A 22,135-nucleotide genomic window follows, 5' to 3' on the forward strand; every position below is an offset into this window, starting at 1 on the left:
CCTCGGGGGCGCCGCACAACGGCACAATGGAACCGTGAACGAGCCCATACCCGTCACCCGGGTCACCGACCAGGGGACTGCCAAGCTCATGCCCGACGTCGACCGGAAGCGGGCCTGGCTGCTCACGGTCGACGGGGCGCCCCAGTCGTATGTGGACCTGGACGAGCCGACGCATCTGGAGTTCGAGTACGCGCGCCGGCTCGGCCATGTGCTGGACACGGTCGCCGAGCCGGGGCGGGCGCTGGACGCGCTGCACCTCGGGGGTGGTGCGCTCACCCTGCCCCGGTATCTGGCGGCGACCCGGCCCGGCTCCCGGCAGGATGTCGTCGAGGCCGACCGTGCCCTGCTGGAGCTGGTCGTCGAGCAGCTGCCGCTCCCGGACGGCGCCGGTGTCGCCCTGCACGCCGCCGACGCCCGCTCCTGGCTGGAGGCGGCTCCCGCGGACTCGGCCGACGTCATCGTCGCCGACGTCTTCGGCGGCTCGCGGGTCCCGGCGCACCTGACGACCATGGCGTACGCGCGTGCCGCCGAGCGGGTGCTGAGGGCGGACGGGGTCTATCTGGCGAATCTCGCCGACGCCGCGCCCTTCGCCTTCCTGCGGTCACAACTGGCCACGTTCGCCACGGTGTTCGAGGAGCTCGTGCTGATCGCCGAGCCGGGCGTGCTGCGCGGCCGGCGCTTCGGCAACGCCGTCCTCCTCGCCGCCCACCACCCGCTCGACACCGCGCCCCTGGCCCGCCGCACAGCCGCCGACGCCTTCCCCGCGCGGGTCGAACACGGTTCCGCCCTACGGGACTTCACCGGCGCCGCCGCCCCCGTGCACGACGAGGACGCCGTCCCCTCACCCGAGCCGCCCGACGGCGCCTTCAGCATCGGCTGAACCGGGCTCCGCGTCCGGCGCACCGTGGGCCACCGGCTTGCTACGCCGGGTCAGATTCCGTACGTCCCGTACGCACAGCACCGCCGCCGTGGCCGCCACGGTCAGTGCCGCGCAGCCCCACAGCGCCTCCGTACGCCCGAAGGCCGCCTCCGCCGGGCCGCCAGCGAGGTGGCCAGCAGGATCATCGCGAAGGAGCCGAACATGTCGTACGCCGTGACGCGGGACAGCTTCTCCTCGGGTATCTCCTGGTGCAGCGTGGTCTCCAGGCGACGCCGAACACCTCGATCGACAGTCCGCTCACGAACATGGCCACGCACAGGACGACGAGGGGTGTCGGTACGGCGAGGGCGGCGGACGGGAGGGCGAAGGGGAAGACGCAGAGGGTGCCCACGAGGAGCATCCGGCGCGGTTTCCAGCGCATCATCAGCAGCGCGCCGACGGCGTTGCCGGCGCTGTACAGACCGAGCGCCAGGCCTCACGGGGCCGCCCCGCCGAGATGGTCCCGGGCGACCTGGGGGCCGTAGACCGCGTCGTCGGCGACGACGACGGCGTTGACGAGGGAGAACTGGACGACGATCGCCCACAGCCAGGTCCGGCCGGTGAACTCCCGCCAGCCCTCCCGGAGATCGGCGAGCATGCCGCCGCCCGGTGCGCCCTCCGGGATGTGGCTCACGTCGAGGAAGACGCGCAGCGCCCCGGCGACGGCGAAGGCCGCCGCGTCCACGGCGAGCACCCAGCCGGGGCCGATCGCGGCGACCATCGCCCCGCTCAGGGCCGTGCCGCTCAGGGCCGCCCCCGTCAGCGCCATCCGGAACAGCGCGAAGGCACGGCTCGCCTGCTCCCCGCTGACGGAGGACATCAGCATGCCCTCGGCGGCCGGGCTGAAGAACGCCGGCCCTGTACCGCCGAGCGCGGACAGCAGCATCATCTGCCAGAGCTGGGGGTCCCCGGTGAGGACGAGTGCCGCGAAGGACGCCTGGGACAGGCAGTTGAGGGTGTTGGCCGAGACCATCACCCGGTGCCGGGGCAGCCGGTCCGCGACCGCGCCGCCGATCAGCAGGAACAGCACCAGCGGCAGCGGCAGCGTCCGCGCCATCGCCACCAGGCCCACGTCACCGCCGGACTCCAGGACCGCGAACGCCGCCGCGATCAGGGCGCCGTGGCTGCCCAGGTTCGTGACGAACGCGGCGGCGGTCAGCAGGGTGTAGTTGCGGCCGGCCCAGGCGGGGCGGCGGAAGTCGGCGGTGGAGATCACCTCGCGACAATCACTGCGGTGAGGCCGGCCTTGCCAAACGGGTTTCAGACCGGGAAACGGGTTTCAGGCCAGGAACGTGCCCGCTACGAGTCCGTGGGCGCTTCCTCGGTGAGGCGCACGGTGCTCAGGATCTTCTGGACCGTCTCCTCCGGGATTTCGTCGTCGACGCCCTTGGCGCCGTACAGGTTCCAGGTGACGAAGTCGCCAGCGCCGTTCTTGAACGCGAAGGTGATCGCCTTTCCTTCGCTGTCGCACTTCCCGTTCTGCGGAGTGTTCTCCGAGTGCGCCGTGGCCACGCTTCCCTCAAGGCCCGAAGTCGTGGTGTACGCCTTCGGCTTGTCGAACTTGACGCTCTTCTTGTCCGGCTGCGTGTAGCCGCCGAAGATCCACCAGGGGACCCGGGTCTCGGCCGCCTCGTCCGCGTTCTTGGCACCGTTCTCGCCACGTGTTCCGGCGGTGGCCAGCGCGGTGTCCTCCTGGCGGCCGTCCTTGTCGTCGTCGCTGGAGCACCACTTGGACTTGAGGTAGGCGGGGGCGGTGACCGTGGTCCGGTCCAACTCGCCGTCCTTCTCCTCCCACTCGAAGCCGACGCTCGTGTCGGTGCTGTCGAGCTCCCAGTCGGCGGGCACGTCGAACTTGGTGCCGAACCGGGGGTTGACGACGACCTTCCAGCCGTCGATGGTCGCCTTCTCCTGCTCGTTGTTGCGCGGGTTGTCGTCCGTGGTGGCGCTCGGGCTCGACGACGTCTCGACCGACGCCGTGGGCGACTTGGAGGCCTCGCCGCCGCCCGCCTCGTCGTCCGAGTCCCCGCCGAGGACGAGGAAGCCGGTGACACCGGCCGCGACGACGACGGCCGTGGCCGCGATGATCGCGGTGAGCTTCGTCCTGTTCCCACCGCCTCCGCCGCTCGGCGGCTGAGGGGCGCCCATGGGCGCGGGCGTGCCCCACTGCGGCTGCTGGTACGGGTTCGGCTGCTGGTACCCGCCCTGCTGATAGGGATTCGGCTGTTGGTACCCCGGCTGCTGGTACGGGTTCTGGTCCTGCGGATTCTGCTCGCCCCCGGGCGGCTGCTGCTGTCCTGGCCACATGGGCAGTAACCCTAGTGCCGCCCATGACACGTTTCGGTCACCGCCCTTCGTCAGGCATGTACCGGTCAGCCGGGGACGGTGATCCGGCACTCACCCGTCGGCCCTGGCCAACGCTGTCTACTCGTGGGTAACATCCGTGCATGAGCGAAGACCAGATGTCGATCGGCGAGATGCTCGCCGCCACAGTGCCGACGGTCAGGACCCTGAAGCTGGAGTTCCTTGAAACCACGCCGGAGAAGGCCGTGGTGGTGCTGCCCGACCAGAGCGACTACCACAACCACGTCGGCGGGCCGCACGCCGGAGTGATGTTCACCCTCGGTGAGTCGGCCAGCGGGGCGATCGTGCTCGCCGCGTTCGGGGAGCAGCTCTCCCGCGCCGTACCGCTCGCCGTCAGCGCCGAGATCGCGTACCGGAAGCTCGCCGTGGGCCCCGTCACGGCCACCGCAACACTCGGCCGTCCCGCCGCCGAGGTCGTCGCCGAACTCGACGCCGGTCAGCGGCCCGAGTTCCCCGTCTCCATCGCCATCCAGCGCGCCGACGGCGCCGTGACCGGCGAGATGACCGTCGTCTGGACGCTGCGCCCCAACGGCTGAGGCGCCGTCAACGGCTCCCGGGATCACAGCACCTTGGCGCGCACCAGGGCCGAGAGGACGAGCGCGCCCGGGAGCAACGGCAGCCAGACGTTCAGGACGCGGTAGCCGATGACGGTCGCGGTGGCCAGGGCGACCGGCGCGCCGAACGCCGAGAGCGTGATCACCAGCGCCGCGTCCACCGAACCGATCCCGCCCGGCGTGGGTACGGCCCCCACCGCGGCGCTGGCCGTGAGGTACGCGAGGACCACGTGAGGCCACGACAACGGCAGGCCCAGCGAGGCCCCGACCGAGGCCAGCACGCTCGCCTGGAGCAGCGGAAAGGCGGCCGCTCCGCCCCACAGCAGGAGCACCCGGCCGGGCCGGGTGTGCAGATGCCGCGCGTCGGTCAGCGCGGTGCGCAGGAACCCGAGGACCAGGCGCCGCAGCGGACGTACGAACGTCAGGAGCAGTGCCACGGCGGCGAGCCCCATGGCCACCGCCCCGATGATCAGGGTCAACGTCGTTGCCCGCGGGGCCAGTTCGTCCGCCCGCACGGTTCCGGGGGAGGCCACCAGCAGCACGAGGATCAGCAGCACGCCCACGATCGGCTTGACCAGCGAGTACAGGGCGAGGGAGGAGGTGGCCCGCGCCAGCGGTATGCCGCGGCCCCGCAGGAAGCGCAGCGTGACGGCATGGGCGCCGATACCGGCCGGAAGCACGTGATTCGCGGCACCGGCGGCGAACTGCGACGCGAACAGCAGCCCCGCCGGGAGGCGTTCCGCGATGGCACCCTGCCGGGTGCACGAGGCGGCGGCGCAGCACAGGCAGGTGAAGACGAGCCCGATCAACAGCCACCCGGGATCGGCCGAGGTCAGCCGGGCGGCACCCTCGTACATCACGGGCCAGTTGACCGCCGCCCAGATCCCGATCAGCAGGAGGGGAAGCAGGCACAGCGCTTGACGGACGCGGCGGACCGCGCTCGGGGAAACGGAGGAGGCGGAGGAGGCGGGGGGAGTGAGCGGCGTGCGCGCGAGCGCGTCGGGCTGGAGCGTGGACACAGGGCACGTCGTCCTTCTGCATCGCGCCCGCGCGGTCGGGGAGGCGCGAGCGGGGTTGATACGAGGAGGGGGAGTGAGCGGGTTGATGCGAGGAGGGGGAGCGAGCGGGACGCCAGGAGCGTCCCCGTCCCGGATGACGTCACGGTGTCCGGGAGTCGAAGGAGCGCCAGCGGATGGGAGGAGGGCGGGTCGCGGGACGCACACGATCGTCCGCCGCGCCACCGGTGCCGCCGGCCGAGGTGTTCGCCGAGGGCGCGGTCGCCGGGGTTCCCGGTCCGAGTACGACTGTGCACAGTGAGCATCAGTGCAACCTGTGGGACGCCGCTGCCGTCTCGGGGAGCAGGTAGGCTGCCCCGGCGCGGGCTCCTGGGGGAGGGCGCGCCGGGAACGCAGGGTCCAGGGACATGGGAGGAAGCGGCGTTGCACGTCCAGGAATGGCTCGAAACGGTGCCCCCGCTCAGCATTTATCTGCTGGTGGGCGTGGTCATCGGCCTGGAGAGCCTGGGCATTCCGCTGCCCGGCGAGATCATCCTGGTCTCCTCGGCGCTGCTCGCCTCGCAGCACGGTGAGATCAACCCGGTCATCCTCGGCGGCTGTGCCATCGCGGGCGCCATCATCGGTGACTCCATCGGCTACGCCATCGGCCGCAAGGGCGGACGCCCGCTGCTGGCCTGGCTCGGCGGCAAGTTCCCCAAACACTTCGGCGAAGGCCATATCGCCACCGCCGAGCGGTCCTTCGAGAAGTGGGGCATGTGGGCCGTCTTCTTCGGCCGCTTCGTCGCCCTGCTCCGTATCTTCGCGGGCCCTCTCGCCGGTGTGCTGCGGATGCCGTACTGGAAGTTCCTGATCGCCAACGTCTGCGGCGGCATCCTCTGGGCGGGCGGCACCACCGCGGTCATCTACTACGTGGGTGTGGTGGCCGAGGCCTGGCTCAAGCGCTTCTCGTGGCTGGGGCTGGTGCTGGCGGTGCTGTTCGGGCTCACATCGTTCCTGGTGGTCAGGCGGAAGGCGAAGAAGGCCGGGGGGACGGCCGCCCCGGCGCCCGAGACCAAGCCGGAGCCGGTGGCGGTCGCCGACTGAGCGCTCCGCTGGAAGTCCGGTGCTTCATCCGCGGGTCCGTCGTGGCTGGCCGCGCCCACGCGGCGGAGCCGCATGTTGACGCCGCCTCGCGCCCCTTCGTGGCGCTCCCGAACCGCACCGGACTCTGCCTGACCCGCTCAGTGATCCAGCCATTGAGGGACGCGGGTGCTGTGACATCCGCGACTCCGCCAAGTGGGCCGCGACAGGCCGGGACGCCTACGAGTCGTGTGTCTCGCGGTGGGCCTTGGCCAGCTCCGCGTACATCGTTCCGTTCAGCGAGATGCCCTCGCGTTCCTCGTCCGTCAGCGGTCGCCTGACCTTGGCGGGAACGCCCGCGACGAGCGAGCCCGGAGGCACCCGCATGCCCTGGGGGACCAGGGCCTGGGCGGCGACCAGGGAACCGGCGCCGATCACCGCGCCGTTGAGGACCGTCGCGCCCATCCCGATCAGGCAGTCGTCCTCGACGGTCGCGCCGTGGACGACGGCGTTGTGACCGATCGAGACGCGCTCGCCGACGCTGATCGGGAAACCCGGGTCGACGTGGAGCGTGCAGTTGTCCTGGACGTTGCTGCCGGCGCCGATGACGATCGGCCCGCAGTCGGCGCGCAGCACGGCGCCGTACCACACGCTCGCCCCCGCGCGCAGCGTGACCTCCCCGATCACCACGGAGGTCGGGGCGGTGAAGGCCGCCGCGTCCACCTCCGGTTCCTTGCCGCCGAACCCCGTGATCAGCGCCCGCTGCGCCATGGCCGTCTCCTCGTCGTCGGTACGCGTTCCACGGCACCGTAAGGCATGGGTGACGCTTCGTGTGGGGCGAAGATCACAGCCGTACGGCCTCATGGGCGCGGCCCGTGCTGAGTACCGTGAGCGGGTGCCCAGGAGCAGGAACACGTTCTCGTCATGGCGGCGCCGCCTCGCGCAGCGTGCCGTCCACGCGGGCTGGGCCTGGGTGCAGCGCACGGGGGCGGTGACGGCCGAGCGCCCGGGGAGGCTGCGGTTCGGCGCCATGGGAACAGGCACCAGGCTCGCCTTTCCGCTCGGCACGGTCTTCGGTGAGTCCTGGATCCACCTCGGTGCGCACTGCATCATCGCCGAGCAGGTCACGCTGACCGCCGGGCTGATGCCCGATCTCGACCTCGGCCCGGAGCCCATCCTGCGGATCGGCGACGGTGTCGTCCTCGGCCGGGGCAGCCATGTCATCGCCGACACCACGGTGACCATCGGCAGTGACTGCTACTTCGGGCCGTACGTGTATGTGACGTCCACGAACCACTCGTACGACGACCCCCACGAGCCCATCGGCAAGCAGTGGCCGCGGATGGAGCCGGTCTCGATCGGGGCGGGCTGCTGGATCGGGACCGGGGCGGTGATCCTGCCGGGGGCGCGGATCGGGCGGAACGTGGTGGTGGCCGCCGGGGCGGTCGTACGAGGGGTGGTGCCCGACCACTCCGTGGTGGCCGGGGCGCCTGCGCGGGTCGTACGCAGTTGGGATGCCGCGCAGGGGTGGCAGCCGCCGTTGCGGACGCCGGCGCCGGTGCCGATTCCCGACGGGGTGACGCCGGAGCAGTTGCTCGCGCTGGCGGAGCTGGACGAGTCGGAGGCACCGTCGACTTAGGTCGGCTCCCAGGACGTTTCTCGCCCCCGCCGCCCCTACCCGTCCCATCCTCCAGGGGCTGCCGCCCCTTCGACCCCGCTTGGGGGCTGCCGTCCCCAGGCCCCTGCTGGGGGTGTGGGGTGGGTGGGCAGTGAGCAGGTGGGTGGGAGCGGGGACGGGTGGGAGTGTCTGGAGCGGGTGGGGCACTTCGGGTGGGTGGGTGTTGGGAGGGGGCGGGTGGTGTGGGTTGTGGGGTGGGCGCGGGTTGTGTGTGGCTGGTCGCGCAGTTCCCCGCGCCCCTGACGGGGCGCGGCTCCAGGCCGGAGCAGCACCCATCAGCCCGCGCCCACCTCACCAACTGCCACACCAGACCGGCCGCGCCACACCTCACCGGACTGCGCCAAGCTGCTCCAGTCCCGCACGACACTTCACCAGCCCCCCGCCAAGCTCCTCCAACCCCTCGCCACACCTCACCGTCTCCACACCACACACCTCACCGGTTGCGCGTCAACCCCCTCAGTCTCCGTGTCAACCTTCACCGGTTGCGCGCCAACTCCCTCAGTCTCCGTGTCAACCTTCACCGGTTGCGCGCCAACCTCCTCCGTCTCCGCGTCAACCTTCACCGGTTCCGCGTCAACCCCCTCCGTCTCCGCGCCAAGCCTCACCGGTTCTGCGCCAACCCCCTCAGTCTCCGCGCCAAGCCTTTTCAGCCCAGGCCGGCCTCCATCAGCCCGTCCGGCGTTTGAGGACGAGGCCGTTCAGGCCGATCCACAGCAACCCCCACCCACCCGCAGAGAACCCACCTACCCCGGACACCCCTAGGAGCCGGGGTCGAAGGGGCGGAGCCCCTGGGGATGGGGCGGGTAGGGGCGGCGGGGGCGAGGAACATCGCGGTGGGACCGTCCTACCCTGTCGCCAGAAGCACCGTCCCCATCAGGGCCAGCCCAGCCCCCGCCGCCTGGATGCCGCGCAGGCGTTCGTGGAGAAGGCCACGGGCGGCGAGGGCCGTGACGACCGGGTAGAGCGAGGCGAGGACGGCGGCGACGGTGACCGGACCGTGCTGGGCGGCGATCGCGTACGTGCCGTTGGCCGCGACATCCGCGAGTCCGACGAAGGCGAGGGCGGGGAGGGAGCGGTACGGGAAGCCGTCGGAGGGGAGGGCCGGGGAACCGCGCCGCGCCGAGGCGCAGAGGGCCGCGCCGCCCGCCACGACGTTCGTGACGCGTTGCACGAACAGGGCGAGGAAGAGGCCGGTAAGCGTCGTCGAGGCCTCGGCGATCAGGGCCATCACCGCGCCGAAGCCGACGGCCGCGAGCAGTGTGAGCAGGACCGCCTGCCGTTGCACGGGGGCGCCCCGAAATTGCGGGCCGCCCGCCAGCACGACACCGGCGACGGCCACCAGGATGCCCGCGAACTGCAGCAGCCCGGGGCGCTCGCCCAGCACCAGGCCCACGCCGACCGGGACCGCCACGCCCAGGGAGCCGAGCGGGGAGACGACACCCATCGGGCCCAGGGCGAGCGCCTTGTAGAAGGCGAGCATCGCGACCGGGCCCACGAGACCGGCGCCCACGGCGAACCACAGCTGGGCGCTCGCCTCGCTCCAGGCGCCGGTCGCGACCACGATCGCGCCGAGCACGACGGTCGCGATCACCTGCGAGACGACCACCACGGTGAGCGCGGGCGTCCGGCGGGTCAGCAGCCCGCCGCCGAAGTCGGCCAGACCCCACAGCAGGCTCGTGGCCAGGGCGAAGAGTGCTGTCATGGGTCGGCTGCCTCGCAGTACAGTGCGGTGAACGATCAGGTGCACCACACCATAGTTCATTTCATTGAACTGTGTCATTCAGAATATTGGACGGAATGTGTCGGACCTCGACCTGCTGACCCAGTCCCTGGCGCGGAACGTCAAGCGCTGGCGTACCGAACGCGGCTTCACCCTGGACGCGCTCGCCGCCCGCGCGGGAGTCAGCCGCGGCATGCTCATCCAGATCGAGCAGGCCCGGACCAACCCCAGCCTCGGCACGGTCATCAAGATCGGCGACGCGCTCGGCGTCAGTATCACCACCCTGCTCGACTACGAACAGGGCCCGAAGGTCCGGGTCGTCCCGGCCGACCAGGTGGTACGGCTGTGGCACACCGACGCGGGCAGCTACAGCCGGCTGCTCGCGGGCACCGAGGCCCCCGGCCCGCTGGAGATGTGGGAGTGGCGGCTGATGCCGGGCGAGAGCAGTTCCTCCGACCCGCACCCCGTCGGCACCGTCGAGATCATCCACGTCACGGCGGGCGAGCTGACCCTCACCGTCGAGGGCATGGAGCACCGCGTACCGGCCGGCGCGAGCGTGACGTTCGAGGCCAACGCGGCGCACTCGTACGCGAATCAGGGTGAGGGCCCGACGGAGCTGGTGCTCGCGGTGTCGGTCCCGCCCGTGCGCTGAGAAGCCGAGTTCCCTTCCGGGCCGGGGCTGTTAGCGTGCGGGCATGCACGCACCCATCGGACACTTCGACCGGGCCACACCCGCTCCCGACTGCCTCGACGAGCTCACCCGCCCCGTCGCCGACGCCGTACGCCACTGGAGCGGCAGCGTCCCCGCCGACCAGATCGTGTACGTCGACACGGACCCGGAGTGGGCCGACACCGCGGTGTTCGTCCAGCACTATGGGCAGGAACTCCTCGAACAGTCCGCCAACTGCGTGGTCGTCGCGGGCAAGCGGGGCGGCGGGACGACCCTGGCCGCGTGTGTCGTCCTGTCGGCCGCCCGGGTCGACGTCAACGGTGTCGTACGACGACAACTCGGCGCCCGGAAGGCCTCGTTCGCCTCGATGGACACGGCGACCGGGGAGACGGGGATGGAGTACGGGGGCATCACGCCCGTCGGTCTGCCGGATCAGTGGCCCGTGCTGGTCGACTCGGCCGTCGTCGACCTGCCGTACGTGCTGGTGGGCAGCGGCCGGCGGCGGGGCAAGCTGCTGGTGCCGGGGAAGGCCTTCGCGGAACTGCCGAACGCGGTGGTCCTGGAAGGGCTCGGGGTGGTCTGACCCGGACGCGGTGGTCCTGGAGCGGCTCGGGGTGGCCCGACCCGCCTACCGCGTGGTGTGGTGAGCCAGTGCCATGTGCGGGTCCGTCTCGCCCGGTGCCGTGGCCGGGTCCGCGTGGACCAGGGCCGCGGTGAGCCTCGGGACGGCGTGCAGAAGGGCGTGTTCGGCCGCCACGGCGATGTCGTGGGCCCGGCGGACGCTCACTTCACCGTCGACGACCACGGCCACCTCGGCCCGCAGCCGGTGCCCGATCCAGCGCAGCCGCAGCTCGCCCACGTCCCGCACGCCCGGCACCTCGCGCAACGCCCGCTCGGCACGGTCCACCAGCGCCGGGTCCACGGCGTCCAGCACACGCCGGAACACCTCGCGGGCGGCGTCGCGCAGCACCAGCAGGATGGCGGCCGTGATCGCCAGCCCGACCAGCGGATCGGCGAGCTGGAAGCCGACGGCCGCGCCGCCCGCGCTCAACAGAACCGCCAGTGAGGTGTAGCCGTCCGTCCGCGCGTGGAGCCCGTCCGCGACCAGCGCGGCGGAGCCGATGGAGCGGCCGACCCGGATGCGGTAGCGGGCGACCCACTCGTTGCCGACGAAGCCGATGACCGCCGCCGCGGCCACGACCGGAACGTGGTCCATGGGGCGGGGGTTGAGCAGCCGGTCGACCGCAGTCCAGCCGGCGAAGGCCGCCGACGCGGCGATCGTCAGCACGATCGCGATCCCCGCCAGGTCCTCCGCCCGCCCGTAGCCGTACGTGAACCGGCGCGTCGCCGCACGGCGGCCGAGGATGAAGGCGATGCCCAGGGGTACGGCCGTCAGCGCGTCGGCCGCGTTGTGCACCGTGTCGCCGAGCAGCGCGACCGACCCCGAGACCGCCACCACGACGGCCTGCGCCACGGCGGTCACCCCGAGCACGGCCAGCGAGACCCACAACGCCCGCAGGCCCCGCGCGGAGGACTCCAGGGCGGGGTCCACCTTGTCGGCGGTCTCGTGGGAGTGGGGGGTGAGGAGGTGGCGGATGCGGGAGAGGGCGTGGCCGTGGTCATTCCGGTGCCCGTGCCCGTGTCCGTGCTCACGCCCGTGCCCGTGTTCGTGGCCGCGCCTGTGTTCGTGCTCGTGCTCGTGTCCGTCGTGCCGGTCGCTCACGTCGTTCCCCTTCCGGTGCGCGGGAGTGGACGCCCTGGTGTCCATGGCGCCATTATGTGCGTATGAGCGCACGCATGCACCTGTCACCTGCACACGATGTGCAGCCGCGTACCGGGGGCGGGTCCGGCGGACATCCGGCCGTGCCCGGCGAGGAGCAGTTCGCCCTGGCCGCCGAGCTCCTCGCCCTGCTCGGCGACCGGACCCGGCTGGCCCTGCTGCACGCGCTGACCGGAGGGGAAGCCGATGTCACGACGCTCACGGAGGCCTGCGGGGCGGCCCGGCCCGCGGTCAGCCAGCACCTTGCCCGGCTCCGGCTGGCGGGGCTGGTGAACACCCGCAAGGAGGGCCGGCGCGTGATCTACTCCCTGCGCGACGGCCATCTGCGCCGGGTCGTGGACGAGGCCCTGAACCTGGCCGATCACCGGCTCAGCGACCGGCCCGTGCACGACTGAGGGCCGTTGAGGGCCGTACGGCGAAGAAAAACGGTTCCGGGTGGAGGCCGTTCGCCTCCGCCCGGAACCGACAGGGGATACCGCAGGTCAGGCTGCCGCGACGCCGGACCGGCTCGTGAGCTGCCCGATCACCTGGGTCAGACCCTCGACGACCTCGGTGTCGTCGGCGGGGTGCGTCTCGGCGAAGCGGGTCACGGAACCGGGGATGGAGAGCTTGGCGTCATCGAGGACCGTGCCGCCGGCGATGCCCACGGCCTTGCGGGCCTCGTCCTGCGCCCATACGCCGCCGTACTGGCCGAACGCGGTGCCGACGACGGCGGTCGGCTTGCCGGTCAGCGCGCCGACGCCGTACGGGCGGGACAGCCAGTCGATGGCGTTCTTCAGGACGGCCGGGATGGTGCCGTTGTACTCGGGCGAGAAGAGCAGGAAGCCGTCGGCCTGGCCGGCGGCCTCGCGCAGGCGGGCCGCGGCGGCGGGGACGCTGCCCTCGACGTCGATGTCCTCGTTGTAGAACGGGACGTCGGCGAGACCCTCGAACAGCTCGATCGCGACGCCCTCGGGGGCGTGCTTGACCGCGGCCTCGGCGAGCTGGCGGTTGTGTGAACCGGCGCGGAGGCTGCCGACGAGCGCGAGGATGCGTACGGACATGAGCTGACTCCTAGCAAGAAGCGGTGAGAAGCGGTGAGAAGGGGCGAGAAGCAGTGCGGGCCCGTGGTTCGGGGATAAGCGGACCGGGGTCCGATAAAAGTTGTACCACCTATTCGGACCGTGGTCCACTTGTCTGTGACGAGCGCTACGCTCGGCCCATGACCGAGCCGTTCCAGATCTCAACCGAGCCCCGAGGACGCGACGCCGGGTACGGCCAGTACGGGCCGACGGACCTCGCGCTGACCCCGCCCGCCGACGAGCAGCCACGGCTGCGCGCGGACGCGGCGCGCAACCGCACCCGTCTGCTGGAGGTCGCCGCCCGGCTGGCCGAAGAGCGCGGGGCGGCCAACGTGACCATGGAAGCCGTCGCCGCGGCCGCCGAGGTCGGCAAGGGCACCGTCTTCCGGCGCTTCGGTGACCGCCACGGCCTGATGCTGGCGCTCCTCGACCACCACGAGCGGCAGCTCCAGGCCGCGTTCCTCACCGGCCCGCCGCCGCTGGGCCCGGACGCGCCCGCCGATGAGCGCCTGCGGGCCTTCGGGGTGGCCGTCATCCGGCACGAGCGGGCCCACCGCGACCTGTACCTGGCCGCGCACGCGGAGGCCGATCGCCGTCACACCAGTCCCGCGAACCTCCTCCGCCTCAGCCACGTCTGCATGCTCCTGCGCCGGGCGCGGCTGGACGCGGACATCGAGGTCGCCGCGCAGACGCTGCTCGCCTACCTGGAGACCACTCTCGTCGACCACCTCGTCACCCGGCGGGGCATGTCCCTGGAGCGGCTGGAGGCCGGCTGGGGAGACCTGGTGGGGCGCTTCGTGGCCGCGGCTCCGTGATATTCCCGGTGCACGAAGCGACCGCTCGGTGACTTGCGTACGGGGCGCTGTCCCACCACAGGCAACGCCCGCCGCCTCGGCGAACTGGTGACACGCCTGGTGCACTGCTGCCCGTCCGAGGTCAGACGCTTCCGCTGCCGTGCGGGGCGTACAGGTCCAGCATCCGGGTGCGGGACGAGCGCAGACGATGGGCGAGGATGTCGCCGACCCACTGGGCGACGGCCAGGCCGAGTGCCGGATCGTCCTGGCACATGGAGCGTACGGACACGGCGTCGAACTCGTACGCCCGCACCGGCGTCGCCGCCTCGGCGCCCAGATGCCAGGTGCGCGGTGCGAACAGCCAGGACCAGCCGACGAGTTCGTTGTGCCCCAGCGTCTCGATGACGGCCGGGCGACGGCCCGGCACCCGCATGTCGAGGTCGACCGTGCCGGTGCGCACGATCCAGAACTTGTCCGCCCGCTCGCCCTCCTCGAAGAGCCGCGTTCCCTGCGGGAACGACACCTCGCGGGCGACGCTCAGCAGCCGCTCGCGGTACTCGACGGGCAGCGAACGGAGCATCGGGGTGCTGGGGGGAGCGTTCATGGCCGTACCTCCATCAAGGGTGTACGAAGGGGCGTACGAATCTGCCGCTTCCAGCGTCGCCCCCGCGCCGCCGTGGCCGCCATGGGCTGTCAGGTCCTGGAACGGGTACCCGCTATTCCAGAGCGGTCCACCTGCCACAGGAGGTGCGCATCATGTCCCGCACGGTCACCGCGGGCCTCGACGGCTCGCCCGAGAGCGTGGCCGCCGCCGAGTGGGCGGCGCGCGAGGCCGAGCTGAGGGGACTGCCGTTGCGCCTCGTCAACGTATTGGAAGTGGTGCCCGAGGTCATGGGGCACGAGCCGTTCCTGGAAGCCGAGACCCGGCAGGACTGGGGCGACCGGTTCCCCCAGGACACGGCCGACGGCCTCCGGGCCCGGCACCCCGGCCTCGACGTGAGCGCGGAGCGGCTCTTCGGCCGGGCGAGCGAGGTGCTGACCGGGGTCGCGCGGGAGTCCGAACTGCTCGCCCTGGGGTCCTGTGGGCTCAGCGGGATCGCCGGGTTCCTGCTCGGCTCGGTCGGCCAGGCCGTCGTCGCGCACGCCGAGCGGCCCGTCGTCCTCGTCCGGGCCGGGGAGCAGGCGGTCGACGAGCATGGGAAGGACCCGTCCGGAATCCCGTCCGCCGCGGCACCGTTCCGCCCCGTCGCCCTCGGCATCGACACGTCCGACCCCGACGACACGCTCATCGGGTTCGCGTTCGAGGCGGCCGTCCGGCGCGAGACCCTCCTCCGGGTCGTCCACGGCTGGAACCTGCCACCCCACTTCGCGTACGGCCCTCCCATGCCCGTCGAACCGAGCGCCGAACTGGGGCAGCGGGACGCCGCCGCTCTGACCGAGGTCCTGCGCCCCTGGCGGCAGAAGTTCCCGGTCGTCGAGGTCGCCGAGGAGTCACGGCTCGGCAGGGCAGCCGACCACCTGGTGGACGCCTCCCGCGAGGCCTCTCTGCTCGTCGTCGGCCGCCGCATCCGCCACGCGCCCGTCGGCCCCCACATCGGCCCGGTCACCCACGCGGTACTGCACCACGCCACGGCGCCCGTCGCCGTCGTACCCCACGAGTGAGAGCTCAGAGCCTGTGTCATGTCCCCGGCCGGGCGCCCGCCGCCTGGCACGCACTCCCCCACTGCCTTAAGGGCGTGGGGGGACCCCCAGCCGCGTTGCCGAAACGCCCACGTGGCTCCTCCCCCACGCTCGAACCGGCTTCGCTCGGCTCGCGCGGGGGCACCCCCATCGAGGACCTTCCGGCGCCTTGCGATCGCACGCTCCCCCACTCTCGGCTGCGCTCTAGCGGGGGGGGGGGACCCCATGACGACGTGCGCTGATCCGACCGGGGATGTGACACAGGCTCTCAGCCCAGGCGGGGGATCTCGATGGCCGGGCAGCGGTCCATCACCATGTCCAGGCCGGCCGCGCGGGTGTGCTGGTACGCCTCCTCGTCGATCACACCCAGCTGGAACCAGACCGCCTTGGCGCCGATGGCCGCGGCCTCGTCGGCGACCGGCCCGGCGAGTGCGCTGTTGACGAAGACGTCGACCACGTCGACCGGGAAGGGGATGTCGGACAGGGACGCGTAGCCCTGCTCGCCATGGACCGTCTCCGCCTTGGGGTGCACCGGGACGATGCGCTTGCCGTAGCGCTGCAGGACGTCCGCGACGCCGTACGCCGCGCGGCGCTCGTTCATGGACAGGCCGACGACGGCCCAGGTGTCGCCGAGTTCCGTCAGGATTCTGCGGATCGTGGCCGGATCGCCGTACATGTCCTGTCTCCCGTGTCCGAAGTAGGGGTTCACCGGTCGGCAACAGCGCAGGGCGCCCGGCGATTCCCGCATCCCGGCGTGATAGCTTGCCGAGGCCAGTCGAACCCACGTGCGTGGGTCAGGGAATCCGGTGCGAATCCGGAACTGACGCGCAGCGGTGAGGGGGACGGGCGGGGCATCGGCCACTGGACCAGGACGGTCCGGGAAGGCGCCACGTCCGGGTGATCCCGAGTCCGAAGACCTGCTGGCGGCCCCCGCGGTCGGACGACGGCGGGGGAGCACCGTACGACCGGGCTCCGCGTACGAGCCCTCGACGACGAGGACCGACTCCCGTGCCGTTCGCGCGCCTTGCCCGTCCCGCCGCCCTGCTCGCCTGCGGAGCGCTGCTCCTCACCGGCTGCGGAACGAGCGGTTCCACGACGACCGCCGAGGCCGCGGTCACCCTCGACAACTGCGGCCGCACCGTACGCGTCGACTCCCCGCCGAAGCGGGCCGTCTCCCTCAACCAGGGCACCACCGAGATCATGCTCTCCCTCGGCCTCGCCGACCGGATGGCGGGCACCGCCACCTGGACCGACCCCGTGCTGAAGGGCCTGGAGAAGGCGAACGCCAAGGTGGAGCGCATCGCCGACAACGCCCCCTCCTTCGAACGGGTCCTGGACGCCGAGCCGGACTTCGTCGCCGCGTCCTTCGTCTCCACCCTCGGCAAGGGCGGCGTGGCCACCCGCGAGCAGTTCGAGAAGCTCGGCGTGCCCACCTATGTCTCGCCGTCCGACTGCGAGGGCAAGGACAACTCCGGCGACGGGGACGGCTCGCGGGCGAAGCCGCTGACCATGGACACCGTGTACGGCGAAGTCCGCGACCTCGCCGAGGTGTTCGGGGTGGAGGAGCGGGGCGAGAAGCTCGTCGCCTCGCTCAAGAAGAGGACAGCGACGGCCACTTCGGGGATCGACGCCTCCGACGCCACCCTCCTGTACTGGTTCGCCAACTCCGAGTCCCCCTACATGGCGGGCTGTTGCGGAGCCCCCGGCACCATCACCCGGACCCTCGGCGCCCAGAACGTCTTCGACGACACGCACGAGGAGTGGCCCCAGATCAACTGGGAGACCGTCGCCGACCGCGACCCGGACGTCCTCGTCATCGGCGACCTGGTCCGCAAGTCGCAGACCGCCGAGTCCGCCGAGAAGAAGATCGCGTTCCTGGAGTCCGACCCGGTCACCAAGAACATGACCGCCGTGAAGAACAAGCGGTACGTGCTGCTCAGCGGACAGGCCATGAACCCGACCATCCGCACCGTGGAGGGCGTGGAGCGGGTCGCCGCCGGGCTGCGCGCGTTCGGGCTCGCCGGGTGACTGTCCGGGGGCTTCTGCTCGGCGCGACCGGAGTGGCCCTGCTGTGCGGCTCGCTCGCCGTCGCGATCACCATCGGACCGGCCGACATCCGCGTCGGCGACGTGTGGTCCGTGGTCGCGGCCCATCTCGGCTGGGGGAGCACGGACTTGAGCCCCGTGCGGGACGGGATCGTGTGGCAGCTGAGGCTGCCGCGCACGCTGCTGGCGGCCGTGTGCGGTGCCGGGCTCGCCGTGTGCGGTGCCGTCATGCAGTCGCTGCTGCGCAATCCGCTCGCCGATCCGTTCGTGCTCGGGGTCTCGTCCGGGGCCTCGACGGGCGCGGTCGCCGTGGTCGTGCTGGGGATCGGCGGCGGGGCGGTGTCGCTGTCGGCGGGCGCGTTCCTGGGCGCGCTGGTCTCGTTCGCGTTGGTGCTGCTGCTCAGCCACACGCTCGGCGGCACCACCGACCGCGTGGTCCTCTCCGGGGTCGCCGCGATGCAGCTCTTCTCCGCGCTCACCTCGTTCATCGTGATGACCGCGGCCGACGCCGAGACCACCCGCGGCGTGCTGTTCTGGCTGCTCGGCTCGCTCGGCGGGGCGGGCTGGACGGACGTGTGGGTGGGGGCGGGGGTGCTCGTGGCCGCGCTGCTGGTGTGCCTGGGGTACGCCCGTACGCTCGACGCCTTCGCCTTCGGGCAGGACGCGGCCGCCTCGCTGGGCGTGTCCGTCGCCCGTACCCGCCTGGTGCTGCTCTGCGTCACCGCTCTGCTGACGGCGGCGCTGGTGAGTTCCGCCGGCTCCATCGGCTTCGTCGGCCTGGTCCTGCCGCACGCCGCCCGCGCGCTGGTCGGGCCGGGGCACGTACGGCTGCTGCCGGTCGCCGCGCTGTCCGGGGCGGTGTTCCTGGTGTGGGTGGACACGCTGGCCCGTACGGCGCTCGATCCGCAGGAGGTGCCGGTGGGCGTGGTGACCTCGCTGATCGGGGTGCCGGTGTTCGTGGCGGTGCTGTACCGGACGAGGAGGGCCGCATGACCGGAACGGCCGGGGAGGGCCGCACGACCGAGACGGCCGGGAAGGGCCCTACGGCCGGAACGGAAGCCGGGGACGGGCGCACGACCGAGGGCCTGCGCGCCGACCGCGTCTCCCGCGCCGCCGACGGCCGCCTCATCCTGGACGGCGTCAGCCTGGCCCCGTCCCCCGGCTCGACCGTCGGCCTCCTCGGCCCCAACGGCTCCGGCAAGTCGACGCTGCTGCGGCTGCTCGCCGGGGTGCTCGCCCCGGCCTCCGGCGTGGTGACCCTCGACGGCAGCCCGCTCGCGGACCTCCACCGCCGCGACATCGCCCGCCGGGTCGCCGTGGTCGAACAACAGGCGGACACCCAGGTCGAGTTGACCGTCCATGATGTCGTACGACTGGGCCGCACCCCACATCGCCGCGCGTGGACCCCCGCCTCCGTACGGGACGAGGAGGCCGTACGCGAAGCCCTGGAGCGCACCGGTCTCGCCGACCGGGCCGGACAGTCCTGGCACACCCTGTCGGGCGGCGAGCGTCAGCGCGTGCAGATCGCCCGCGCCCTCGCCCAGGAGCCGCGCGAACTCCTCCTAGACGAGCCGACCAACCACCTCGACATCCAGCACCAGCTGGACCTGCTCAACCTTGTCACCGGCCTCCCGGTCACCAGCGTGATCGCGCTCCACGACCTCAACCTCGCGGCGCTGTACTGCGACGCGCTGGTCGTGCTCCGGGAGGGGCGTGTCGTTGCGAGGGGGACGCCGCGGGACGTACTGACCGAGGAGCTGATCGCCGAGGTGTACGGGGTGCGGGCGGACGTCAGCTGTCCCGGGGACCGGCCGCATGTGCGGTACTTGGGGACGCTCGGCTGACGGCACAGGCTTTCGGGCCGTTGTGCCCGCCTCGTCCGGCGCGCTGGCCCGCGGGGTCGCATCCTTGCGCCGTTGCGCCCGACGTGTGCCCACGTGTCCGGAATCCCTCCGTCCTCCCTGCGCCGGACCGGCCACCCGCCTACGCTCGCCCCGTGCTCCGTATCACCGACGCCCGAACCGGCGGGCCCATCGAGGTCCGCAGGGGCCTGACCCGTGTCCAGGCGCAGGTCCCCGGCTCCGACACCACATCCCTGCGCGTGCTCCTGGTCGCCGACGTGCTCGCCCGCGCCCTGGAACTGAGCGGTACCCCGGTGTTCACCGTCGCGGCCCCGCCACCGGAGCTGCGCGAACGCGCGGACGCCCTCGGCATCCACCCGGCCGAGCCCACCGCGACCGGCGGGGGCCAGGTCCTGCACGTGACCGGACCGGACGTACCGTCACCGAGCGGCATCCACGTCGAGGTCGCCCCGGCGAGTGCCCCGGCCGGCCCCGCGACGCCCCTGCGCCTCGCCCTCCTCGCGCACCCCCGTCACAGCCCTGTCGACCTCGACGCCCCGGCTCTGGCCGAAGCCGAGGAGACCCTCGCACGCTGGCGCAAGGCCGTGGCGACCTGGGCCACCCGCCCGTCCAGGCCCATCCCCGAAGCCGTACACCAGGACCTGCGCGCCGCCTGGGAGGACGACCTCGACATCCCCGCCGTCCTGGCCGTCCTGAGGCGGGTGGAGAGCGCCGGGGACCTGCCCGACGGCGCCCGCTTCGAGACGTACGCCTACGCGGACCGCCTCCTCGGCCTCGACCTCACCCGCGACATCGGAACCGTGACGTGAACGCGCCTACGACCGGAACGGGCGGCGGCCCTCTGCGCAGACTGGTCGTTCTGCGCCACGCGAAGTCGGCCTGGCCCACGGGCGTGCCCGACCACGACCGGCCCCTGGCACCGCGCGGCCGCCGCGACGCCCCCGCCGCCGGACGGGCCCTCGCCTCGGCCGACTGCCTGCCCGACCTGGCCCTGTGCTCCACGGCCGTACGCGCCCGGCAGACCTGGGAACTGGCCGCCGCGCAGTGGGGCACCCCGCCCGCCGTACGGCACGATCCGCGGGTGTACGCGGCCGATGTGGCGGAGCTGCTGGAGGTCGTGCGGGAGGTGTCCGACGAGGTCGGGACGCTCCTGCTGATCGGGCACAACCCCGGCCTGGAGGAACTGGTGCTGGAACTGGCCGGGGACGGCTTCGACAACACCCTGGACGAGGTGCGGACGAAGTTCCCGACCTCCGCGATCGCCGTACTCGCCTGGTACGGCACCACCTGGGCGTCCCTCGCCCCCGGCACGGCCCTCCTGACGGACCTGATCGTGCCGAGGGGCAAGAAGGGCGGCTGACCGGGGCGCCCGCCGTCCGGGGCCCGATGCGCACCGCATACGCTGGCGTGATGCAGGACGAGTACCGCACCGTCGCCCGCGCGGGCGTCCACGAGACCGAGGTCAACCGCTCGCGCTTCCTGTGCGCGCTCGCCCCGGCCGCCACCGAGCGGGAGGCCCAGGACTTCGTCGCCGGCATCCGCAAGGAGCACGCCGACGCCACGCACAACTGCTACGCGTACGTCATCGGCGCCGACGCGGCGATCCAGAAGGCGAGTGACGACGGCGAACCGGGCGGCACCGCGGGCGTGCCCATGCTCCAGATGCTGATGCGGCGGGACATGCGGTACGTCGTCGCCGTCGTCACCCGCTACTACGGGGGCGTGAAGCTCGGCGCGGGCGGGCTCATCAGGGCGTACGGGGGTGCCGTGGGGGAGGCGCTGGACACGCTCGGCACGATCACACGTAAACGTTTTCGTCTGGCCACCGTGACGGTCGACCACCAGCGCGCGGGCAAGGTGCAGAACGATCTGCGCTCCACCGGGCGCGAGGTGCGTGACGTGCACTACGGGGAGGCGGTCACGATCGAGATCGGCCTGCCGGACGCCGACGTGGAGGCCTTCCGGGCATGGCTCGCCGACGCCACGGCGGGGACGGCCGGGTTCGAGCTCGGCGGAGAGGCGTACGGGGACGCGTGAGCGGGGGACCGCGAAACGTGGGGCACGCGCGTGTGGAGGGTGTGCCGTGCAGTGTGCCGGGGGCCGGAACGGGAGTATCCGCCCGTGATGTCAGACCCGGCCGTTAGTCTTCGGGGATCATGAGACTGCTGCACAAATTTTCCAGGCGCTGCCTACCATAAGGGCGCTGATTTAGCAAAGGTGCAGGTCAGGATGGTGCGGGTCCGCCCAGGAGAAGCTTGTCGGTGGTGCCGGTGCTGGTTTGGTGCTGACCTGTGGGCACTCCTCGTCATCCCTGGTGACCTGTCCCGTGCTGGTTCTGTGCTGGGCGGGGAGGGTGTCGAGTTGCAGGCGGTGGAGCGAGGTCTGGCGGCCGCCCTGTTCGCAGTCGCCGAACTGGTGGGTTTGGCGAGGCGGTTTCTGATGGACCGCTTTCCATTTGCCTGGGTCGGCCGGTTCGGGGCGGTCGGTTTCAGTGGCTGGGTGCGTTGGTGTCCATGGAGTGGCGTGGACCTGCGGCGATCGCTCTCCATGTGTGGCTGATCTGCGCAGGTGAGCCTTTCGGGGGCGTGTGGTGTTGTGCAGTCGATCCTCCTTTGTGCTCTCCAGTAGCGCTGATACTCCCCGAATTCTCCCCAGGGGGAACCGCCGCCACTGGACGTGGGCTGACGGCAGCCATCACTGCCGTAAGCGCACTGCGTGATCGCTGTGAGTCGGGTACGTTCCGTCATATCCACAGAATTGGTTGAGAGTGGCTTGTGGCGGGCCCGCACAAAAGGCGGGACTAAATGCAAGGCAAGGGGTGCATCATGCCGAACGGGGACGTGGTGGAGTTCCGGCATGGAGGAACCTCTGGGAGTGGCAAGAAGTAGCCTGATTACTCCCTGGGAGCTGCAGGACGATCCGGGGCTCAGCCGGTC

General features: G+C 72.0%; 23 protein-coding genes, 1 pseudogene and 1 riboswitch. Of the genes and pseudogenes, 15 read left to right on the forward strand and 9 right to left on the reverse strand.

From position 1 onward, the window contains the following. Positions 1–34 precede the first annotated feature (34 nt). Positions 35–880 carry a spermidine synthase gene (locus ACWD3C_RS38120; RefSeq protein WP_451151476.1) on the forward strand — a complete coding sequence of 282 codons (846 nt, stop codon included), beginning with the start codon at positions 35–37 and terminating at the stop codon, positions 878–880. On the opposite strand, the pseudogene ACWD3C_RS38125 reads toward ACWD3C_RS38120, so the two are convergent. Next, positions 842–2,135 (reverse strand): annotated as a pseudogene (locus ACWD3C_RS38125) (MFS transporter). The gene ACWD3C_RS38120 and the pseudogene ACWD3C_RS38125 overlap by 39 nt on opposite strands. Positions 2,136–2,218: 83 nt before the next feature. After that, a complete protein-coding gene (locus tag ACWD3C_RS38130; protein WP_451151478.1) occupies positions 2,219–3,223 on the reverse strand; it encodes a hypothetical protein in 1,005 nt (334 codons plus the stop codon). 155 nt (positions 3,224–3,378) lie between these two features. Here ACWD3C_RS38130 and ACWD3C_RS38135 point away from each other — a divergent pair, with 155 nt between their 5' ends. Next, positions 3,379–3,816 carry a DUF4442 domain-containing protein gene (locus tag ACWD3C_RS38135; protein ID WP_451151516.1) on the forward strand — a complete coding sequence of 146 codons (438 nt, stop codon included), beginning with the start codon at positions 3,379–3,381 and terminating at the stop codon, positions 3,814–3,816. 23 nt (positions 3,817–3,839) lie between these two features. Here ACWD3C_RS38135 and ACWD3C_RS38140 read toward each other — a convergent pair whose 3' ends face one another. Then, complete coding sequence (locus ACWD3C_RS38140; RefSeq protein WP_451151480.1) at positions 3,840–4,853, reverse strand: lysylphosphatidylglycerol synthase transmembrane domain-containing protein; 1,014 nt, start codon at positions 4,851–4,853, stop codon at positions 3,840–3,842. A 420-nt stretch (positions 4,854–5,273) separates the two neighbouring features. On the opposite strand from ACWD3C_RS38140, the gene ACWD3C_RS38145 reads away from it, so the two are divergent. Further along, positions 5,274–5,933 (forward strand): DedA family protein, encoded by a 660-nt coding sequence (locus ACWD3C_RS38145; RefSeq protein ID WP_451151482.1) that lies wholly within the window; start codon positions 5,274–5,276, stop codon positions 5,931–5,933. A gap of 216 nt (positions 5,934–6,149) precedes the next feature. Here ACWD3C_RS38145 and ACWD3C_RS38150 read toward each other — a convergent pair whose 3' ends face one another. Further along, positions 6,150–6,680 (reverse strand): gamma carbonic anhydrase family protein, encoded by a 531-nt coding sequence (locus tag ACWD3C_RS38150; RefSeq protein WP_451151484.1) that lies wholly within the window; start codon positions 6,678–6,680, stop codon positions 6,150–6,152. Positions 6,681–6,771: 91 nt separating this feature from the next. On the opposite strand from ACWD3C_RS38150, the gene ACWD3C_RS38155 reads away from it, so the two are divergent. Further along, positions 6,772–7,548 carry an acyltransferase gene (locus ACWD3C_RS38155; protein WP_451151518.1) on the forward strand — a complete coding sequence of 259 codons (777 nt, stop codon included), beginning with the start codon at positions 6,772–6,774 and terminating at the stop codon, positions 7,546–7,548. A gap of 883 nt (positions 7,549–8,431) precedes the next feature. Here the strand turns inward: ACWD3C_RS38155 and ACWD3C_RS38160 are convergent. After that, on the reverse strand, positions 8,432–9,289 hold the full coding sequence (locus tag ACWD3C_RS38160) for an EamA family transporter (protein WP_451151486.1): 858 nt from the start codon (positions 9,287–9,289) through the stop codon (positions 8,432–8,434). 97 nt (positions 9,290–9,386) lie between these two features. Here ACWD3C_RS38160 and ACWD3C_RS38165 point away from each other — a divergent pair, with 97 nt between their 5' ends. Then, a complete protein-coding gene (locus ACWD3C_RS38165; RefSeq protein ID WP_451151488.1) occupies positions 9,387–9,959 on the forward strand; it encodes a helix-turn-helix domain-containing protein in 573 nt (190 codons plus the stop codon). A gap of 43 nt (positions 9,960–10,002) precedes the next feature. After that, positions 10,003–10,560, forward strand: a complete 558-nt coding sequence (locus ACWD3C_RS38170; RefSeq protein ID WP_451151490.1) for a YbaK/EbsC family protein — start codon at positions 10,003–10,005, stop codon at positions 10,558–10,560. A 45-nt stretch (positions 10,561–10,605) separates the two neighbouring features. Here the strand turns inward: ACWD3C_RS38170 and ACWD3C_RS38175 are convergent, their stop codons facing one another. Further along, entirely contained in the window at positions 10,606–11,700 is a 1,095-nt protein-coding gene (locus ACWD3C_RS38175) for a cation diffusion facilitator family transporter (RefSeq protein WP_451151520.1), read from the reverse strand. Between the two features lie 62 nt (positions 11,701–11,762). Here ACWD3C_RS38175 and ACWD3C_RS38180 point away from each other — a divergent pair, with 62 nt between their 5' ends. Beyond that, positions 11,763–12,152, forward strand: a complete 390-nt coding sequence (locus tag ACWD3C_RS38180; RefSeq protein ID WP_451151492.1) for an ArsR/SmtB family transcription factor — start codon at positions 11,763–11,765, stop codon at positions 12,150–12,152. A gap of 87 nt (positions 12,153–12,239) precedes the next feature. Here ACWD3C_RS38180 and ACWD3C_RS38185 read toward each other — a convergent pair whose 3' ends face one another. After that, positions 12,240–12,800: an NAD(P)H-dependent oxidoreductase gene (locus ACWD3C_RS38185; RefSeq protein WP_451151494.1), complete on the reverse strand. Its 561-nt coding sequence runs from the start codon at positions 12,798–12,800 to the stop codon at positions 12,240–12,242. A gap of 158 nt (positions 12,801–12,958) precedes the next feature. Between ACWD3C_RS38185 and ACWD3C_RS38190 the strand changes: the two genes are divergently transcribed. Beyond that, positions 12,959–13,633, forward strand: a complete 675-nt coding sequence (locus ACWD3C_RS38190; RefSeq protein ID WP_451151496.1) for a TetR/AcrR family transcriptional regulator — start codon at positions 12,959–12,961, stop codon at positions 13,631–13,633. 121 nt (positions 13,634–13,754) lie between these two features. Here ACWD3C_RS38190 and ACWD3C_RS38195 read toward each other — a convergent pair whose 3' ends face one another. Further along, on the reverse strand, positions 13,755–14,216 hold the full coding sequence (locus tag ACWD3C_RS38195; protein WP_451151498.1) for a cyclic nucleotide-binding domain-containing protein: 462 nt from the start codon (positions 14,214–14,216) through the stop codon (positions 13,755–13,757). Between the two features lie 152 nt (positions 14,217–14,368). Here ACWD3C_RS38195 and ACWD3C_RS38200 point away from each other — a divergent pair, with 152 nt between their 5' ends. Continuing rightward, on the forward strand, positions 14,369–15,274 hold the full coding sequence (locus ACWD3C_RS38200) for a universal stress protein (protein WP_451151500.1): 906 nt from the start codon (positions 14,369–14,371) through the stop codon (positions 15,272–15,274). Positions 15,275–15,560: 286 nt separating this feature from the next. On the opposite strand, the gene ACWD3C_RS38205 is transcribed toward ACWD3C_RS38200, so the two are convergent. Then, positions 15,561–15,968, reverse strand: a complete 408-nt coding sequence (locus tag ACWD3C_RS38205; RefSeq protein ID WP_451151502.1) for a CoA-binding protein — start codon at positions 15,966–15,968, stop codon at positions 15,561–15,563. 79 nt (positions 15,969–16,047) lie between these two features. After that, positions 16,048–16,231: riboswitch (cobalamin riboswitch) on the forward strand. Between the two features lie 69 nt (positions 16,232–16,300). Here ACWD3C_RS38205 and ACWD3C_RS38210 point away from each other — a divergent pair. The 6 genes from ACWD3C_RS38210 to ACWD3C_RS38235 all read left to right on the forward strand — a co-directional run bounded on the left by ACWD3C_RS38210 (position 16,301) and on the right by ACWD3C_RS38235 (position 21,236). After that, positions 16,301–17,320 (forward strand): ABC transporter substrate-binding protein, encoded by a 1,020-nt coding sequence (locus ACWD3C_RS38210; RefSeq protein WP_451151504.1) that lies wholly within the window; start codon positions 16,301–16,303, stop codon positions 17,318–17,320. Further along, the gene (locus tag ACWD3C_RS38215; RefSeq protein ID WP_451151506.1) at positions 17,317–18,330 is read left to right on the forward strand and encodes a FecCD family ABC transporter permease; all 1,014 of its coding nucleotides are present in this window, start codon (positions 17,317–17,319) and stop codon (positions 18,328–18,330) included. The genes ACWD3C_RS38210 and ACWD3C_RS38215 overlap by 4 nt, the downstream gene beginning before the upstream one ends. Continuing rightward, positions 18,327–19,181: an ABC transporter ATP-binding protein gene (locus tag ACWD3C_RS38220; protein WP_451151508.1), complete on the forward strand. Its 855-nt coding sequence runs from the start codon at positions 18,327–18,329 to the stop codon at positions 19,179–19,181. The genes ACWD3C_RS38215 and ACWD3C_RS38220 overlap by 4 nt, the downstream gene beginning before the upstream one ends. 152 nt (positions 19,182–19,333) lie before the next feature. After that, a complete protein-coding gene (locus ACWD3C_RS38225) occupies positions 19,334–20,008 on the forward strand; it encodes a hypothetical protein (protein WP_451151510.1) in 675 nt (224 codons plus the stop codon). Further along, entirely contained in the window at positions 20,005–20,559 is a 555-nt protein-coding gene (locus tag ACWD3C_RS38230) for a SixA phosphatase family protein (RefSeq protein WP_451151512.1), read from the forward strand. Before ACWD3C_RS38225 ends, ACWD3C_RS38230 begins: the two co-directional genes overlap by 4 nt. A 50-nt stretch (positions 20,560–20,609) precedes the next feature. Continuing rightward, positions 20,610–21,236: a YigZ family protein gene (locus ACWD3C_RS38235; protein WP_451151514.1), complete on the forward strand. Its 627-nt coding sequence runs from the start codon at positions 20,610–20,612 to the stop codon at positions 21,234–21,236. The last annotated feature ends 899 nt before the right edge of the window (positions 21,237–22,135 follow it).

The organism is Streptomyces sp. NPDC002845 (genome assembly GCF_053591955.1).

What these genes read in the sequence shown, in the direction of transcription:
- ACWD3C_RS38130 (WP_451151478.1), bottom strand. Translation starts at nt 3,223, where the DNA reads ATGTGGCCAGGACAGCAGCAGCCGCCCGGGGGCGAGCAGAATCCGCAG.
- ACWD3C_RS38135 (WP_451151516.1), top strand. Translation starts at nt 3,379, where the DNA reads ATGTCGATCGGCGAGATGCTCGCCGCCACAGTGCCGACGGTCAGGACC.
- ACWD3C_RS38150 (WP_451151484.1), bottom strand. Translation starts at nt 6,680, where the DNA reads ATGGCGCAGCGGGCGCTGATCACGGGGTTCGGCGGCAAGGAACCGGAG.
- ACWD3C_RS38155 (WP_451151518.1), top strand. Translation starts at nt 6,772, where the DNA reads ATGGGCGCGGCCCGTGCTGAGTACCGTGAGCGGGTGCCCAGGAGCAGG.
- ACWD3C_RS38160 (WP_451151486.1), bottom strand. Translation starts at nt 9,289, where the DNA reads ATGACAGCACTCTTCGCCCTGGCCACGAGCCTGCTGTGGGGTCTGGCC.
- ACWD3C_RS38170 (WP_451151490.1), top strand. Translation starts at nt 10,003, where the DNA reads ATGCACGCACCCATCGGACACTTCGACCGGGCCACACCCGCTCCCGAC.
- ACWD3C_RS38180 (WP_451151492.1), top strand. Translation starts at nt 11,763, where the DNA reads ATGAGCGCACGCATGCACCTGTCACCTGCACACGATGTGCAGCCGCGT.
- ACWD3C_RS38185 (WP_451151494.1), bottom strand. Translation starts at nt 12,800, where the DNA reads ATGTCCGTACGCATCCTCGCGCTCGTCGGCAGCCTCCGCGCCGGTTCA.
- ACWD3C_RS38190 (WP_451151496.1), top strand. Translation starts at nt 12,959, where the DNA reads ATGACCGAGCCGTTCCAGATCTCAACCGAGCCCCGAGGACGCGACGCC.
- ACWD3C_RS38195 (WP_451151498.1), bottom strand. Translation starts at nt 14,216, where the DNA reads ATGAACGCTCCCCCCAGCACCCCGATGCTCCGTTCGCTGCCCGTCGAG.
- ACWD3C_RS38200 (WP_451151500.1), top strand. Translation starts at nt 14,369, where the DNA reads ATGTCCCGCACGGTCACCGCGGGCCTCGACGGCTCGCCCGAGAGCGTG.
- ACWD3C_RS38205 (WP_451151502.1), bottom strand. Translation starts at nt 15,968, where the DNA reads ATGTACGGCGATCCGGCCACGATCCGCAGAATCCTGACGGAACTCGGC.
- ACWD3C_RS38220 (WP_451151508.1), top strand. Translation starts at nt 18,327, where the DNA reads ATGACCGGAACGGCCGGGGAGGGCCGCACGACCGAGACGGCCGGGAAG.
- ACWD3C_RS38235 (WP_451151514.1), top strand. Translation starts at nt 20,610, where the DNA reads ATGCAGGACGAGTACCGCACCGTCGCCCGCGCGGGCGTCCACGAGACC.